14 protein-coding genes and 1 pseudogene are annotated in these 14166 nt (G+C 50.5%); 8 read left to right on the plus strand and 7 right to left on the minus strand.

All coding sequences use genetic code 11. The features are described from left to right. Positions 1 to 183: 183 nt before the first annotated feature. Together V0Z78_RS18400 and gvpJ are read left to right on the plus strand one after the other, a co-directional pair. A complete protein-coding gene (locus V0Z78_RS18400) occupies positions 184 to 525 on the plus strand; it encodes a helix-turn-helix transcriptional regulator (RefSeq protein ID WP_409338768.1) in 342 nt (113 codons plus the stop codon). A 389-nt stretch (positions 526 to 914) separates the two neighbouring features. Next, complete coding sequence (gene gvpJ / locus V0Z78_RS18405) at positions 915 to 1118, plus strand: gas vesicle protein GvpJ (RefSeq protein ID WP_336346143.1); 204 nt, start codon at positions 915 to 917, stop codon at positions 1116 to 1118. 12 nt (positions 1119 to 1130) lie between these two features. Here gvpJ and V0Z78_RS18410 read toward each other — a convergent pair whose 3' ends face one another. From V0Z78_RS18410 to V0Z78_RS19245, 4 genes are all read right to left on the minus strand, one after another. Then, positions 1131 to 2144: a DUF7260 family protein gene (locus V0Z78_RS18410; RefSeq protein ID WP_457852015.1), complete on the minus strand. Its 1014-nt coding sequence runs from the start codon at positions 2142 to 2144 to the stop codon at positions 1131 to 1133. Between the two features lie 749 nt (positions 2145 to 2893). Next, positions 2894 to 3349 (minus strand): hypothetical protein, encoded by a 456-nt coding sequence (locus tag V0Z78_RS18415; protein ID WP_336346145.1) that lies wholly within the window; start codon positions 3347 to 3349, stop codon positions 2894 to 2896. Between the two features lie 9 nt (positions 3350 to 3358). After that, positions 3359 to 3709, minus strand: a complete 351-nt coding sequence (locus tag V0Z78_RS18420; RefSeq protein WP_336346146.1) for a DUF7342 family protein — start codon at positions 3707 to 3709, stop codon at positions 3359 to 3361. Then, entirely contained in the window at positions 3633 to 3851 is a 219-nt protein-coding gene (locus tag V0Z78_RS19245) for a DUF7342 family protein (protein WP_457852016.1), read from the minus strand. Before V0Z78_RS19245 ends, V0Z78_RS18420 begins: the two co-directional genes overlap by 77 nt. A 437-nt stretch (positions 3852 to 4288) precedes the next feature. On the opposite strand from V0Z78_RS19245, the gene V0Z78_RS18425 reads away from it, so the two are divergent. The 3 genes from V0Z78_RS18425 to V0Z78_RS18435 all read left to right on the plus strand — a co-directional run bounded on the left by V0Z78_RS18425 (position 4289) and on the right by V0Z78_RS18435 (position 7095). Continuing rightward, a complete protein-coding gene (locus V0Z78_RS18425) occupies positions 4289 to 5191 on the plus strand; it encodes a ParA family protein (RefSeq protein ID WP_336346147.1) in 903 nt (300 codons plus the stop codon). Then, positions 5188 to 5637, plus strand: a complete 450-nt coding sequence (locus V0Z78_RS18430; RefSeq protein WP_336346148.1) for a hypothetical protein — start codon at positions 5188 to 5190, stop codon at positions 5635 to 5637. Before V0Z78_RS18425 ends, V0Z78_RS18430 begins: the two co-directional genes overlap by 4 nt. Positions 5638 to 5901: 264 nt before the next feature. Next, on the plus strand, positions 5902 to 7095 hold the full coding sequence (locus V0Z78_RS18435) for an orc1/cdc6 family replication initiation protein (protein WP_336346149.1): 1194 nt from the start codon (positions 5902 to 5904) through the stop codon (positions 7093 to 7095). A gap of 238 nt (positions 7096 to 7333) precedes the next feature. Here V0Z78_RS18435 and V0Z78_RS18440 read toward each other — a convergent pair whose 3' ends face one another. Together V0Z78_RS18440 and V0Z78_RS18445 are read right to left on the minus strand one after the other, a co-directional pair. After that, entirely contained in the window at positions 7334 to 8257 is a 924-nt protein-coding gene (locus V0Z78_RS18440; protein WP_336346150.1) for a tyrosine-type recombinase/integrase, read from the minus strand. A gap of 41 nt (positions 8258 to 8298) precedes the next feature. Next, a pseudogene (locus tag V0Z78_RS18445) lies at positions 8299 to 8604 on the minus strand (tyrosine-type recombinase/integrase); the annotation flags it as partial. A gap of 416 nt (positions 8605 to 9020) precedes the next feature. Here V0Z78_RS18445 and V0Z78_RS18450 point away from each other — a divergent pair. Both V0Z78_RS18450 and V0Z78_RS18455 read left to right on the plus strand, forming a co-directional pair. Then, positions 9021 to 9326 (plus strand): hypothetical protein, encoded by a 306-nt coding sequence (locus V0Z78_RS18450; RefSeq protein WP_336346151.1) that lies wholly within the window; start codon positions 9021 to 9023, stop codon positions 9324 to 9326. 223 nt (positions 9327 to 9549) lie between these two features. Further along, a complete protein-coding gene (locus tag V0Z78_RS18455) occupies positions 9550 to 10833 on the plus strand; it encodes an amidohydrolase (protein WP_336346152.1) in 1284 nt (427 codons plus the stop codon). A gap of 516 nt (positions 10834 to 11349) precedes the next feature. On the opposite strand, the gene V0Z78_RS18460 is transcribed toward V0Z78_RS18455, so the two are convergent. Continuing rightward, a complete protein-coding gene (locus V0Z78_RS18460) occupies positions 11350 to 12384 on the minus strand; it encodes an alpha/beta hydrolase (RefSeq protein ID WP_336346153.1) in 1035 nt (344 codons plus the stop codon). Positions 12385 to 13470: 1086 nt separating this feature from the next. On the opposite strand from V0Z78_RS18460, the gene V0Z78_RS18465 reads away from it, so the two are divergent. Beyond that, entirely contained in the window at positions 13471 to 14109 is a 639-nt protein-coding gene (locus tag V0Z78_RS18465) for an FxLYD domain-containing protein (RefSeq protein ID WP_336346154.1), read from the plus strand. The last annotated feature ends 57 nt before the right edge of the window (positions 14110 to 14166 follow it).

Genomic DNA, 14166 nt, shown 5'->3' on the forward strand with positions numbered 1-14166 from the left:
TGGAAACGCTTGGATGTCAGTAGCCGAAAAGGGAGCCGCCTCGCCCGATCGCTGGCAGAGTATGGACTCATCGAGCGCACACAATCCACTCACAACGGGCGTACTACGTATCTTCTCACGCCCTCTGCAGATGAGGAGACTGCTGTCACCAGCGCTGATCCGAACCCACCGCAAACGGACACAGTGGAGACTGAGGGCGATCTCACACCGCGTCAGCAACAGGCGCTCGATCTCGTTCGGGAAACCAAGGGCCTCTATCAAAGCGAGTTGTGGAAAGAGTTGGATGTGAGTAGCCGCACTGGGACCCGGATCGCCACTGCACTCGAAGAGAAGGAGATGATCGAACGCGAGCCAGCCGTCCAGAATGGCCATACGACGTATCTCCTCAGTCCTCGAACACAAGATCTGGATTTTTCGTTGCTCATGGCTGGTGATTTATTCGTCCCGTTTGTTGGGGAAGAGCAGGTAGATCCACAGAGTGATGCGTTCACGGATTGGCTGTTGCAACTCTCTAGAAATTCTTAGTAAGAGGGGAGATTCATAACGTACTCGCGGACGCCTCAGATGGGTAGCGCACGCCCTTGTTGATCAACACCGTGTGTTTGTGAGGTGCTTGTCGTGCCGTATGCAACCTCATCTGGAGTAAGGCTTGCTTGTTACACACGGTGCCACATGTCCTCTTCTCGGCGGCTGATTTCGACATGAGCAGTACCACAACGATTTGGAGACCACCGAGAGCCAACCACCCGCCTTCTATCTGCTCACAGCCTATTCTTAGTATCGGCAGTAGCGTCACAGACTTCTCACGACTGTTTGCATTGATTCCACTGTTTCACTGCACTACCGCATTATATCGATACAGATGTGGTAACTGCTAAGAAATTGCGAGTAACGATACCAATTTACACGGTAGAATGGGATCCGCTCGACCGAGTACGTCAAGCCTGGCGGAAGTACTCGACCGCATCCTCGACAAGGGGATTGTCGTTGATCTTCGGGCTCGCCTCTCGCTTGTGGGGATCGAGATGGTTACTGTTGAGGTTCGCGTCACTGTTGGCTCGGTCGATACCTTCCTTCACTACGCGAGCGAGATTGCAGAAATCGAAGCCGTCGAGTGAGATACCATCCAGTTACAAGCGGAGCGCGAGCTCCTCTTCAACTCGACGACGCGCCGTTAGACAGCGCTCAAGCACTGTCGTTCCATCTGCCAAGATTGGATACGTAACGTCCAATGATCGATACAAATACTCTTGCAGATCACCGACCTCGTCAGTACGAGGGAGGGATGTATGCCCGTCCGTTCGCTGTGTTTGTCGCTCCTCTACGAGGTGTTCACACGTAGAGATACGCTTGGTGAGCTGTTGGTGTGTTTCCCAGAGGTCGTCGACTGATTGCTGATGGCGCGGTTGGTCAGTGATCTGTTCATACTGCTCACCAATGGTTGCAAGCGTCTGGTATGCGTCTTCCAGTGTCGCCTCTTCTTCATCCAGCCGGGTGCTGAATGCAGTCCGGCGTGCACTTGCTGCTGTCGCCGCCTGCACTACGACGTGTTGTAGAGACGAAGTAAGCTGCGCGTTTGTCATGATCGCAGCCGTGAGATCCTCACCAAACTCGATTGTCATATCCTGTACGAGTGGGTCACCATACTCCTCATCGTAATGAGGGGTGTTCATGACCGTGTCTCGGTAGGCCTGCTGAATATCGTCCAGCCCTTCAACTGTCGATGACGCAGAGTGTCGATCGATCGAAGGGGAGAATTCTTGGCTGGGAGGGGGAGTCTTTGAGACTGTAGATGAAGGGTCAAGATCCGCAACACACTCCCGAAACTGCTTGAACGCATCTCGCTCAGCGAGTATGCGTTCGTGCTCTGTTTGTACCATCTCACGTGCGCTGGGAATCCAGGCGATAACCGACGAGGACAGCCCGACCGTTCCTATTCGCCGTGAGTGGAATAGTTCTGGTAGCTGGATTGAGGATAGCTTGGTCGGTGAGCCGACAAGAGCAAGGATGGTAGACAGTCTGGATGGCAGAACCGTCTCTATGAGTGCCGGATCGCCGATATAGATGAGCGATCCAGTAGCAAGGACGCCAACGAGAATACCACGTAGAATAGCAATCCGCCGCGATGCGGATACCGTTCTCATGTAGATGGGAGCTATGCAGCGCTAGAAAATAACTCTCGTGGCAGAATTGTACTGGAGGGCACGTCCCCACCGGTCGGCGCGAACCCGCGATCTCACAAGGCGTCGCTAATCCGGGACAATCAACCCTCTGATGCATTGGTTGACCACTAGAGCCCTCTCTCTGCAATACCAACCCCCAGACGACCGGGAACGGAGTCCAACAGCCATACCAGCACCCAATGGGCCTTCAGCGGTCGCACTAAACCGCTAGTTCAGTGGAACGGTAAGCAGCCACGCTTAAGGATGAGAAGGGAGTCACGACCGGTGAGTGGAGAGGGGGCCTTGTGACCCAGTCGTGAACGCCCCTTATAAATATCGTATGCCCCAGATTATCAACATCATGGTCCGTGTGAGATATCTGTCGCGCCTTGTGCAACAAACGGCGTTTCGGAAGGGAGATTGTGGTCAGTGAGGCCATCTAACCTTGTGCAACATAGAGGCGTCTTTGCTTGAGGTTTCCAGGTTACAAAGAGCGATCTCCTCAGAGTGAACCGTGCATTTCTGGGAGGAGCCGTTTCTCTAACTTCAGATGTGACATTGCAATCTGTAAACCTCAATGCATGAACACGTTGCACAAGGGACAGGCAAGTTATACAATACAGAGAATACTACCAGTAGTAGCTGACATCACTATTCTGGAGGACTTAGATACTGGCGAGTACTTCACTGTAGAGGTGAATGGGAATTTTGCTCGTTTGGACTACTGAGGTTCAATCGTACAGTGGTGCTGCGATCGACGGAATGATTTCAGTAAAGAGTTGATCGAGTATCTCCCATAAGATTCGAGGCGGCGTGACAGCATCAATAGAGGTTGCTTGGTAGACCGGATCGTCAAGACCGGGACGGTCATACTGGAAATGGATGTTGCCGTATTCAGGATGGTCCCCATCCTGATGCCAGCCGCAATGAAACTGGACGTTTGGATCAGCGTAGTCGATTCGAAACTCTTCCGGAGACGGCTGTTGCGTCCATTTGACGGTGATTGTTGATACATCGGGGCCGGCCGGCGGATTAAGGCGTTCGGGATGAACCAGGGCCTCAAGATAGCGCTTATCAGCAGTTGAACGGCGGTAGTGAACGTGGTCACTGTCGATCTGAGGTAGTCGTTGGAGAACATCCTTGAGAGGGGAATAGACGTTCCCATGATAGTTAGGATGTGGCGGCATAGAGCAGATCTATGCTACTAGTTGCTGGTCGTCAGGAAAGCGATCATAGAGTCTCAGCGCGTCTTCAATGATAGTGAGACGTATTTCGATATGATCCCATTCGATTGCGATGTCACGGCGCTGTTCGGCTTCTGTTTGATCGACGGTAGCGATCGTCGCACGGAGTGCGTTCGGTGTTGAAACCTCGTATTCCGCTTGCCAGGTCTCTATCTGCGTCCGGATTTCGTCGAGAGATTGAGCTAACTCATCAACGGAGTGTGTCTCATAGACCTCTCGCCCCTCATCAAGGTATTGTGTAACAGGAATCCGGTGAGTAGAGAGTCCGTTCCCCGTTCTCAAGTCGCCGTAATCGACGCTCATCAGCAAGTTTTTCGAGGTACTTCCGAGCGGTTGCTGGTGAGACTTCTGCTTGGTCAGCGACCCAATGTGCAGTCTGGGGTTCGCTTAGTGACTCAGCGATCCAGTGTACACGATCAGCAGCAGGTTGGTCGCTCCAAGCCATTGTACCGTAGTACGAGAGCTATCACCAAATAGTTGATGGGTAGTGAATATAATTGGCGGTTAGATAGTGTACACCAGCAAGCAAAAATTCGATGCTGTTGCAAGGTGGTCTATAAGCACTCAATGACCATCTTAGAGCTGATTAGGGACGAGGTGAGTGCCACTTGGTACAAGTCTTTGGTACAAGTGCTTGTTTCAAATGGGTGTTTCAAACAGTCAATGCAATCGAACTAAGAGCCAAAATCGTTCGTTCTTGCGTCTAACCATCGATTCTGTCCTAGAGAGTATATGGTATCTCCAGTTATCGAAGGCCGATATTGCAAATGTTTGTTACAAATACTTGTTTCAAATAGATATTACAAATGTAGCCAACACATGAAGGATTGATTTACATTGTCTGACGAAAGCTTATGATTCAAGCGACCAAGAAATCGCTCAATGCTCTCGTATGCGATATACAGTGAGGCTGGAGGCGTAGGGAAAACAACACTTAGCGCGAACCTAGCTGTCGCACATGCACGGGCAGGGTTGGACGTTCTCGTGATTCCACTAGATCCACAAGATGGTGATTTGAGCTATCTGTTCGATGTGGATCAAGACCGAGCCGATAGCGAGGCCGATACACTCGTACATCATCTCGTCAATCGTGGGAAAGGGGAGTTTCAGGCTCTCATACGCACAGTCGAACACGGAGTCGATATTATTCCAGAACACAACCGACTCGAGGATCTCGGTGAAGCACTCCGCAAAGAGCAAGAGGCACGAAGTGACTTCGGAGAGTCATTCCCAATGTGGACACAGCTACAACGTGTCCTTCGAGAAGCAAACATTCACCAACACTATGACGTCTTGATCGTTGATCCACCAGCAAGCTCGGGTCCACAGCTCTACAACGCATTAGACGCCACCCGGAATCTAGTTCTCCCGCTTGAGCCATCTGGAAAAGGTCAAGCGTCGGTTAGTGGCTTAGACGACTTAGTCACAAACCTCGAAGAGCAGTTAGAGATCAATATTGGTGTCCTCGCTGCGGTCCCGAACCGAGTGAAAGGGACGCGTGATCAAGATACGATTATCGAGGAAATACAAGCACAGGGCTTTGAGGTGCCTGTGATTTTCCGCGATCGAACATCTCTACTAGAGGGATGCTGGCGCAAGAAATGTAGTGCGTTCACGTACATCGATAAGCACCGCAGTCGCCATCGTGACTACGAACTCGAAACACTAGCCCAGTTCGACCAACTCGCTCGTCATCTCGAAGCACAAGGAGACATTGAGGCACCAAATCCGCCGGAGCCAGGAAGTCTTGACCACGAGCGTGAAACCAAGGGGGTCCAAGCATGACGGGCCTAAAATCAGGCTCCGGCGATGACTTGTGGGGAGAGGACATAGCTGAGGAGAGTGAGAGCGGCACAGAGACTACTGAAGTCGAATCGACAGCCAATGAAGGGCAACAACAGCCCGACGAGAGCTCGAACACAACACCCGAGAATCGCTCCAGAAGTGAGCCCAGAGAAGGAGGAACAACAAGTCAACAGCAGCCATACATCGTTCGACGAGCGATACAGGATAAGTCAGTACAGTTTGAACGCGACGAGCGGCTAACGTTCTTCGTGCATAACGACGTGATTGAGGGCGAGCGGCAACTTCTTACAGAAGTTGAAACCGCCTTAGGACGTGACGTACCCAAATTCGATATTCGTGAAGCAGTATACCGTGCTGCACTGCGGAATCGGGATGATGTTCTTAATGAGCTGATAGAGATGGGATATTCCGCTAATACAGAATAGAAGTGGGATCATAGCACGCCAGTCAGCACGTACTTGATCATTCTAGTAATAACTGTCAACAATAAGCTTAGTAGAGATCGTTCCAACTACTCCTCACTCGATAGACCTTGGCTGCCCTTCAGTATTCCAGACTCGTTCAAGGCTCTATTAGTGACTCTTCTCCGCTAACAGCGGAAGTAGTGGAGTTAAAGTATATAAGTAATCGAGGGCAGCGGAAGCAGCGGAACCAAAGGTTAACATAGAATCGATGAGATACCATGCACAATGCCCACATTTAGCTTCAAACCAACTGGAAGCATCTTCAAAGAACGGGAAGCTCTGCTCGAAGAATGGACGCCCGATGAGCTGGTCGGTCGCGATGAGGAACTCACTCAATATCACGCTGCACTCCAGCCTGTCATCGAAGGTGAAACCCCATCTAACGTCTTCATTTACGGAAAAAGCGGTGTCGGTAAAACCGCAGCTACTCGCTTCCTCCTGGAACGACTCGAACGTGATGCCACAAACATCGATGGGCTAAATCTTCATACTATTGAAATCAACTGCGACGGCCTCAACACCAGCTACCAAACCGCGGTCGCGATCGTCAACAAACTCCGCGACCCAGCAAACCAGATCTCCAATACAGGCTATCCCCAAGCATCCGTCTATCAATTCCTGTTCGACGAGCTTGACCAGCTCGGCGGCACCGTTCTCATTGTCCTTGACGAGGTAGACCATATCAAAGATGACAGCCTTCTGTATAAATTACCACGCGCTCGGTCGAACGGTGATATAACAAACGCAAAACTCGGCGTTATCGGGATTTCGAATGACCTGAACTTCAGAAAACAGCTGAACTCGAAAGTGCGCTCCAGCCTCTGTGAGAAGGAAGTCTCGTTCAGCGCCTACGACGCCACAGAACTCTGTGAAGTCTTACGACAACGTGAAGCCGTCGCCTTCCAACAAAACGTTCTAGAGGACGGCGTGATCGATCTCTGCGCCGCGTTCGGCGCAAAGGACTCGGGTGACGCTCGCCAAGCATTGGACCTGCTGCTTGAAAGCGGAGACATCGCTCGAGAAACCAACGCTGATCACGTAATAGAATCCCATGTCCGCCAAGCTCGGGAACGGCTTCAAACCGATCAGATAGTCAAAGGAATTGATAATTATTCCCAGCATGGGCAACTCGTGCTATGGGCGCTCACTATCCTCGAAGAACAAGGCGACTCACCCGTACGAACACGAGAAATCAGGCAGCCGTACGAGACATTATGCGAACATGAAGGAAGTGAGCCAATCTCCGACCGAGCAATTCGTGAATACCTTGCTGAACTCGAAACACTTGGGATCATTTCCTCAACCCAGATCAATCGCGGAAAGGGAGGAGGAAAGTACAAAAAACACGAACTGGATCAACCCGTCTCCAGTGTGAAATCCGGTCTGAAAGAGCTCTTAGAACTTGATGCAGACGCCTAACACCACTACTTCCGCTGTTAGTAGGGCGATCGCTAGTGTCCCCTCCCCCCACTACTTCCGCTGTTAGACTAGATGCGGGAACCGCTGTAGAGAATATTTCCACTAGAACACATCTGGAATTCTAGCATAGATTTAAATGTGTGCACTAAAAACCATATCCGTAGGCCGTTCTTCACTGGATGGCAAACCACCTCCTCCCATGGAGGTGGTGCAGTCGTTCTTTCGCTAACAGCGGAACTCATGGAGTGGGTGTCAAACCTTCTAACGCAGGTAGTGCAGTACTGGAATTCAATTCCGCTCTCAAACTTTCGTCAACTACCTTCAGATTGATCAAGCATTTCGCTTGCGCGTTTAGCCCCCTCAGTTGCGTCGATATGCGAATAGTGCCTTTCGTGGTTTCAAGGCTCTGGTGCCGGAGCAAGTCCTGCGCCGTTCCACGATCCATTCGATAGAACGTATCGCCAATTCCGCGACGAGCTCCGTGAAGTTGTAGGTAGCCTGGTCCCTCTGGTGGCGTGAGAACGTCGATATCTGTCGCCTTACAGAGGCGTTTCATTATACTTCGAGCGCCCGTTGTCGTGATCGCAATCTGGTAGTCCCGTAGTACCGTCTCAATTGTGTGCTCTTCGAGAATCCCTTCGATTGTTTCTTTGTCTTTATCTTCTACTTCACGAAGGTGCGTCCGTGCACACTGATAGAGCGAGGGTGCGTGTTTCGTAGGGAACACTGGCCACTCGTCGGATGCCGAGTCACTAATTGTCTGATAGCGCTCGAGGGCAGGAATCGCTTGCTCGAGTAACCAAGCGGACTGGCGTTGTTGAGTCTTCCCGAGCACGGAGATCGTCTGTTCGTCGAGATCGACGTCACGCCATCGGAGTCCCTGACGACCGGTACGGTTGTCGTGTTCGGAACGGAAGATCTCGGAGCCACGAACGCCCGTAAACGCCAGTACAGCAACGAGGGCCCGATCGCGTGCCTCTATCTCGGCGTCGAATCTCTTCTCGTCAATAGCGTCGTGAGCGCGTTTGTTGACGTAGTTGAGGATCTGTTCTCGCTGCTTCGGTGTCCAGAACTGCTGTTCGATTTGCTGTGTCGTGGACCGGTCAGGCATCGACTCCTGGGCGAGACCTGCTCGGGCGTAATTTCCCGGATGTAGCCCCATTTCGATGCCCACCCGAGGAATACAGAGATCGTATTGTAGTAGGTCCAGGCAGTTGAGCGCGCAATACCGCCGTCAGTGGTCTCTGCTTCCTTCGCAGCGACACGCCGTCGGAGATACTCAGCGTAGTGGGCGAGAATGGTTTCGTCGAGCTGCTCGAAACTCTCGATATCTCGCTGATCGAGCCAGTCGATCCAGCTGCTAATAACTCGATTAGCGTTGCGTCGGTAGTTGCCCGACTCATCGCCTTTCGATTTTGCTTTGAGGAACTGTATGAGCCCGTCGTGGAGCGAGGGAGAGCCAGAAGAGGTGGTTGAACCCTGGGTCTGGGGTCTGGCATGGTGCTGGATTGATAGAGGGCGTGGGGGATGGTAACTCTACTTGTGACTTCTGGCCTAATCAAAAGTAGAATAGGAATTCGCTTAATCTGGCGATATCACTAACCATAGCGTGTCTACTTCTCATCGCCCATTTTATAAACTGTATACTGCTACACCAATACTCTTTCTGAGTGTTCCGAATCCGCCCCTTTGGGGCGCGTGAATGTCTGACTCTTCAAAAATACGGTCTTATTGAAATCCTCTTGCCGTCATGCGATTTCCGCTAGCGGCACGTTCCCACCGCCTCCGTTGAGAACGAACAGCAGAGCAGTCCTACCGAATGTCAACCGAGAAGAGTTCTAACAGAACCAAACTACAGAATTAAACAGCTATAGAATTTACAAATAGCAACCTTTAAACGTAATACTGGTAAGTTAACAAGCATCATGATAGACCGGCTTGAAAAGGAAGTAGACATGCTGGAACGACACCTCCAAGTATTGAAGATGGTCATCGAGAACGAACCGATTGGCATCGTGAAGATGTCGAACGAGACCGGGTATCCCCACCACAAGGTCCGCTACTCCCTCCGTGTCCTCGAGGAGGAGAACCTGATCGAGCCCTCGAGCCAGGGCGCGATCACCACTGAGCGCACCGAGGAGTTCGTCGACGAACTCGACGGTAAGCTCAACGAGACGATCGACAAGCTCGAAGGGATGAAGATCGACGGGGTCGCCGAAGTCGAGAACTAAACCACTGTTCAAGTACTGCCTGTGAGCAACGTTCTGCAGCCGGTTGCTGAGGCGTCCAGTCAGCGACCGAGTGCAGATCTACAATATAATTCTCGAACTCGTGTTTGCTGTTGGTGTGAACAACAAGTCTGACCGGACCGCGACGGTCGGACACTGAGCCAGAGTATCAGATCAAATACTAGAAACCAATATACTATGTAGTACTGTTGGCTATTCTTTGTTTGTGACTACTATTCACAACGCCAATATCGTGGAGATTCGGCGTGATCTCCACGCCTATCCAGAAACCGGTTGGACGGAATTCCGAACGACTGCATTGGTGGCCGCAGAACTTGATCGGTTGGGGTATAAACTGTATCTGGGCTCTGACGCCATCGCTGTTGATGAACGACTCGGAGTTCCGAGCGATGATGAACTTGCAGGTGCGCTCCGGCGAGCACAAGAGGCCGATGCACCAGAAGAGTATCTCGATCGGATGAATGGTGTTACCGGTCTCATTGGCGAAAAGCGGTTTGGCGACGGTACTGGTCCAACTGTCGGGGTTCGAGTTGATATGGATGCTCTAGATCGAACGGAGGCAGGCGATAACACCCACCGACCGGCACAAGAGGGGTTTGCAAGCCGATACCCTGACAAAATGCATGCGTGTGGACATGATGGACATACAGCGATCGGTATTGGGATTGCACGCACTCTCGAAAACGACGACGAAGCTGAGTTCAATGGGACTTTGAAGCTGTTTTTCCAGCCTGCGGAGGAAGGGGGTCGAGGCGGTCTTCCAATGAGTAGGACACCGCATCTCGAAAATATCGACTACTTTTTCGCGCTTCATCTTGGGCTGGGCAACGAAACTGGGAAAATAATCGCCGGTTACGATCGGCCGCTCTCGAATGCCAAGCTTGATGTCGAGTTCAGTGGAGAACCTGCACATGCAGGGAAAGCACCAGAAAAAGGAAAGAACGCGCTACAAGCCGCAGCTACAGCGATACAGAACCTCTACGCAATTCCTAGACACAGCGATGGAGCGACCCGAATTAATGTTGGTAAACTCACATCATTAAATGCGCAGAATGTCATCGCAGAACGAACAGAAATGCGCGTTGAAGTCCGCGGAGAAACTGCTGCTCTTAATGAATCTATGCTTGACGCCGCAGAACGTATTCTCATCCACTCGGCTGCAATGCATAATGTTAACCTTGAAACCGAGCTCTACGGAAAATCGACAACGTTCGTCAGCGATCAAAGTGCTATTGACATTGTAACTAAAGCAGCCTCGACCATAGACAACGTCGATGAGATCGTTGAACAGGAAACAATCGGTGCAAGTGAAGACGCATCGTTTCTCATTAACCGTGTTCAGGAGTTAGGTGGAAAATGCACATACGTTGGTATTGGAGCAAGCAATACTGCGGGTCATCATACCGCCTATTTTGATATTGATGAAACCGCGCTTCAGATCGGTGTTGATGTCCTAGTTCAGACAATTACTCGGTGCGCAATAGAGTAGCCAAAAAGAAAATAAAGCGATCCAAAAGCGCTCTGTGTTCGATCTTAGGCCTCTAGCTCAAAGCCAACGTTATGAGCAGTTTCAACAAGAGTCCCGTTACGATCCACAACTGAAATGAAGCGTTCAATGGAACCACCGCTTTCCTCAATTACCAGTGCTATTTCAACGATCGATTGTCCGGTTGATAGAGCGTCTTTGAGGACCGCGACGCGGTCCTTGTCCTCAATTCGTGCTTTTGGAACGGCATAATCACGCTCTTTTCGAACAATTACTGCTGGTAGTTCTATTTTTAGTGAGATAACTGTACAAAAGTGCTTATGAACCCGGGTTTGTTGTCTCAGATACTGACCGTACTTGCTTCCCAGTAAAGACTATGTTCAACTTGGTAAACCTGATAATGGTTGTCCCCGTACTTTGTCGTCTACTGCCTGCTGCCAAGTGTGCTCCAGTCCCGTCGCGCAGTTCTTTGTTGACACAAACAGTAGTAAATCAATTCACCCTGAAACTACAGTCGTATTAATACATTGTCTGAAAGTGATAAGTAGTATCGAACAACTGTCGGCGCTTTGCCTCATTTAAAAGAGCATGTGTGCCACCAGCGATCTCTGTATATTGTTTTTGATGGTTCGTCGCTCCAACAGCGTCGTACAGATTTAGCGCACCCTCACGAGTTATGAGTGTGTCATTTGAGCCTCGAATAACTAGCGTGGGATCAATAATCTGTTTGGGGTGCCGGTCCTCATCCATATAGATGGATGGCGTGAATATTGTCTGTGGATCGTCATCCGCCGCTTGATTGCTATCAAAGAGGGTCTTCCAGATCGTTTCTTGTACTTCGTCAGCTGTGAATTGATCACCGCCAATCCATTGATCACGGTCTTCTCCTTTAGGGATTGCCGCATTCCAATCCTCTAAGAATTCTTCGCGGGTTTCAGTGCCGTAGGCAGGATCCTCTGGATCGCCTTCCATATCGATGTCCTGATATGATCCCGCATAAAGAGTAACTGTTGCGAACTGAGGGTCATACTTGTTATACAATGCACGAACCCTCCAAGTACCGAGGCTGTGGCCAATGCAGTGAACGCGATCGAACCCTTCCTTCTTTCGTATAAAATTCAAGGTATCGATCAGATCATCCGCTTCCCTGCTTAACCTTGCTATTGGTTTATTTTCCTCAGGTGGCTGCTCATATGCTGCAGGTGGCTCAGATTCGCCATATCCATACATATCCACAGCATAGGCCGCTTGTCCATGCTCCGCTACGAAATTTAACCATCCAAAATCTTCAGCAACTGGTGGGTCAAACCTTGAGAGTGCATGATAGGTTGCCCCATGGATGAATAGGACTGCTTCGTCAGGATCTTCAGCGAAGGTACGCTCCCACACCTGGAGGCGATGGCCGTCATGTGCCGTTACATCATGGGCAGTGGGCTTCCAATCCCACTGTTCGCCTCTCTCTTGTTCCCCCGCCGGTCCAGAGAATCTTGCTATCCCTCCGACGGTTCCAATGGTTCCAGTTAAAAAGGGCCATCTATGGGTTTTCCTATTCATGTGTGTCATAACCTACTATAGGTTGTGAATAGACCTATTATACGTTTTGGTGTGAATACCTATGTATTCAAGTCAGAGGTAAAGATAATGGCCGAATGGCGAAATAGCTATTAGTGTCTTGTAGTCATTATGTTCAATACTGGTTACAACAGGCACATCTCATTGAATGAGGTGCCACGGTACTTATCCAGATAAGTGCTTGAGTTATCAGGCGTTCACCTGAACAAATGGCACGGCCTCTAAACAAGTGTCTTATTCAACACGATGCCTTTCACCACTCAGGTATGTTGTACAAGGCGGGTATTCACCGGGGTACTGTGGTAAGGGACGTCAGCGGTCTGTTCAATGATCCTTCCAGGATAGTTCTACTGAGAACAAGCCACTACTAGACACATCATGTTTTCAATATCAAATGATATGATATTCTTACTCTATTAGACTGGCGACCTCTTCCCCTAATAAGGACACGGCGCCTAAAATGAAACCAGCCCTTGTGCAATGGACGGTCCCCAACAGAAGGCGATTGTTGCACAAGGGGCAGATAGAAGGTCAGTGAATGACCGGATAATCTGCGTATAATCTCACTTAACGAACGGTACCGAGACGGTTGGAATCTATTAAGGGATACGATTGGTGACAGAGAGATCGCGACCGGGGGAGTATACTCTGGAGTACTTCGTTTCATTGAGTATGCCGAAGGATAGATGCTCAGACTGTAATGTGAAGGAAATGTCATTAAAGAAGGATAGGGATCATAAGCTGATAGCAGAGGTAATGGAGTCACCTGGACAAATACAAATGCACCGGAGCCTAGTGTTATAATTTCTGGTTTAGCTGGCTTTGTTAAAAATTGTCTCTGTTTAGAAAGTCAATCAATTAGGGGATTTTCAACAAAGACGGTTTAGATCCCTGTAGACTGGAATAGATTGAGCGGCTTCGGAGAGAAAAGCGCCAAATCCTCGATAGTCCATAGCGCGCTCAATTATTGAAATCACCGAGATTCGGGTCTTTATCGCTCGATTAGACAACGTATTAATTGACTGTGGATCTATATATGTTAATACGATTCGTACACATGTATTGTCTATGAAAAACTCCCAACTGACGACGCGACGCGTCTTCATTACACTCAGTGGAACCGCACTCGCAACCATCTCTGGCTGCCTTGGCTTTCTCGGGATCGGCAGCAACTCTGAGGCAGGATCCAACTCCGAGTCAGGATCTGACGGTGGCACTACCGACGAGTCCACTACCAGCGACGACCTCCCTGAACAAGAGCCAAACTCCTCGGAGAACACTACTGCACCAGAGAACGAACCCAATGATACCGATACTGAGGCCGTCGCCAATGAGAGCACCGAGGCCGGGAACGAAGAGAACGAAGCCGCCGTTCCCGAGTCAAACCCGCAGAACGATCCGTCACAGACCGAGCCTGCGGATCCGAACACGACCGAACCACCCACCTCTGACGATATTGAACTTGTCGAGAGCAGCTTTTCGACGAACACCAACAAGGCAACGATCACGGTCCGAAACACCGCCGACGAGCGTGTCAACTCGATCGACCTCTGGGTTGTCTTCTACACTGACTCCGGCCAGCAGGTCGATGAGGGGATGAACGGCGCGACCGGCGTCGACCCCGACCAAACCGTCACGATCACCGTCCCGTCCGAGGCATCCGACGCAACGACCTTCGAGATCCAGCGCGTCATGGTGTCGACTTGACGAAGAGCGGACTTCTACTGACCGAGATGCAGATAATCGCTACCTGACGATCAGAGA

Source organism: Halalkalicoccus sp. CG83 (assembly GCF_037081715.1).
In the GTDB taxonomy this organism is placed as follows: domain Archaea; phylum Halobacteriota; class Halobacteria; order Halobacteriales; family Halalkalicoccaceae; genus Halalkalicoccus; species Halalkalicoccus ordinarius.

What these genes read in the sequence shown, in the direction of transcription:
- gvpJ (WP_336346143.1), top strand. Translation starts at nt 915, where the DNA reads ATGGGATCCGCTCGACCGAGTACGTCAAGCCTGGCGGAAGTACTCGAC.
- V0Z78_RS18410 (WP_457852015.1), bottom strand. Translation starts at nt 2,144, where the DNA reads ATGAGAACGGTATCCGCATCGCGGCGGATTGCTATTCTACGTGGTATT.
- V0Z78_RS18415 (WP_336346145.1), bottom strand. Translation starts at nt 3,349, where the DNA reads ATGCCGCCACATCCTAACTATCATGGGAACGTCTATTCCCCTCTCAAG.
- V0Z78_RS18420 (WP_336346146.1), bottom strand. Translation starts at nt 3,709, where the DNA reads ATGAGCGTCGATTACGGCGACTTGAGAACGGGGAACGGACTCTCTACT.
- V0Z78_RS19245 (WP_457852016.1), bottom strand. Translation starts at nt 3,851, where the DNA reads ATGGCTTGGAGCGACCAACCTGCTGCTGATCGTGTACACTGGATCGCT.
- V0Z78_RS18425 (WP_336346147.1), top strand. Translation starts at nt 4,289, where the DNA reads ATGCTCTCGTATGCGATATACAGTGAGGCTGGAGGCGTAGGGAAAACA.
- V0Z78_RS18430 (WP_336346148.1), top strand. Translation starts at nt 5,188, where the DNA reads ATGACGGGCCTAAAATCAGGCTCCGGCGATGACTTGTGGGGAGAGGAC.
- V0Z78_RS18435 (WP_336346149.1), top strand. Translation starts at nt 5,902, where the DNA reads ATGCCCACATTTAGCTTCAAACCAACTGGAAGCATCTTCAAAGAACGG.
- V0Z78_RS18440 (WP_336346150.1), bottom strand. Translation starts at nt 8,257, where the DNA reads ATGGGGCTACATCCGGGAAATTACGCCCGAGCAGGTCTCGCCCAGGAG.
- V0Z78_RS18450 (WP_336346151.1), top strand. Translation starts at nt 9,021, where the DNA reads ATGATAGACCGGCTTGAAAAGGAAGTAGACATGCTGGAACGACACCTC.
- V0Z78_RS18460 (WP_336346153.1), bottom strand. Translation starts at nt 12,384, where the DNA reads ATGAATAGGAAAACCCATAGATGGCCCTTTTTAACTGGAACCATTGGA.
- V0Z78_RS18465 (WP_336346154.1), top strand. Translation starts at nt 13,471, where the DNA reads ATGAAAAACTCCCAACTGACGACGCGACGCGTCTTCATTACACTCAGT.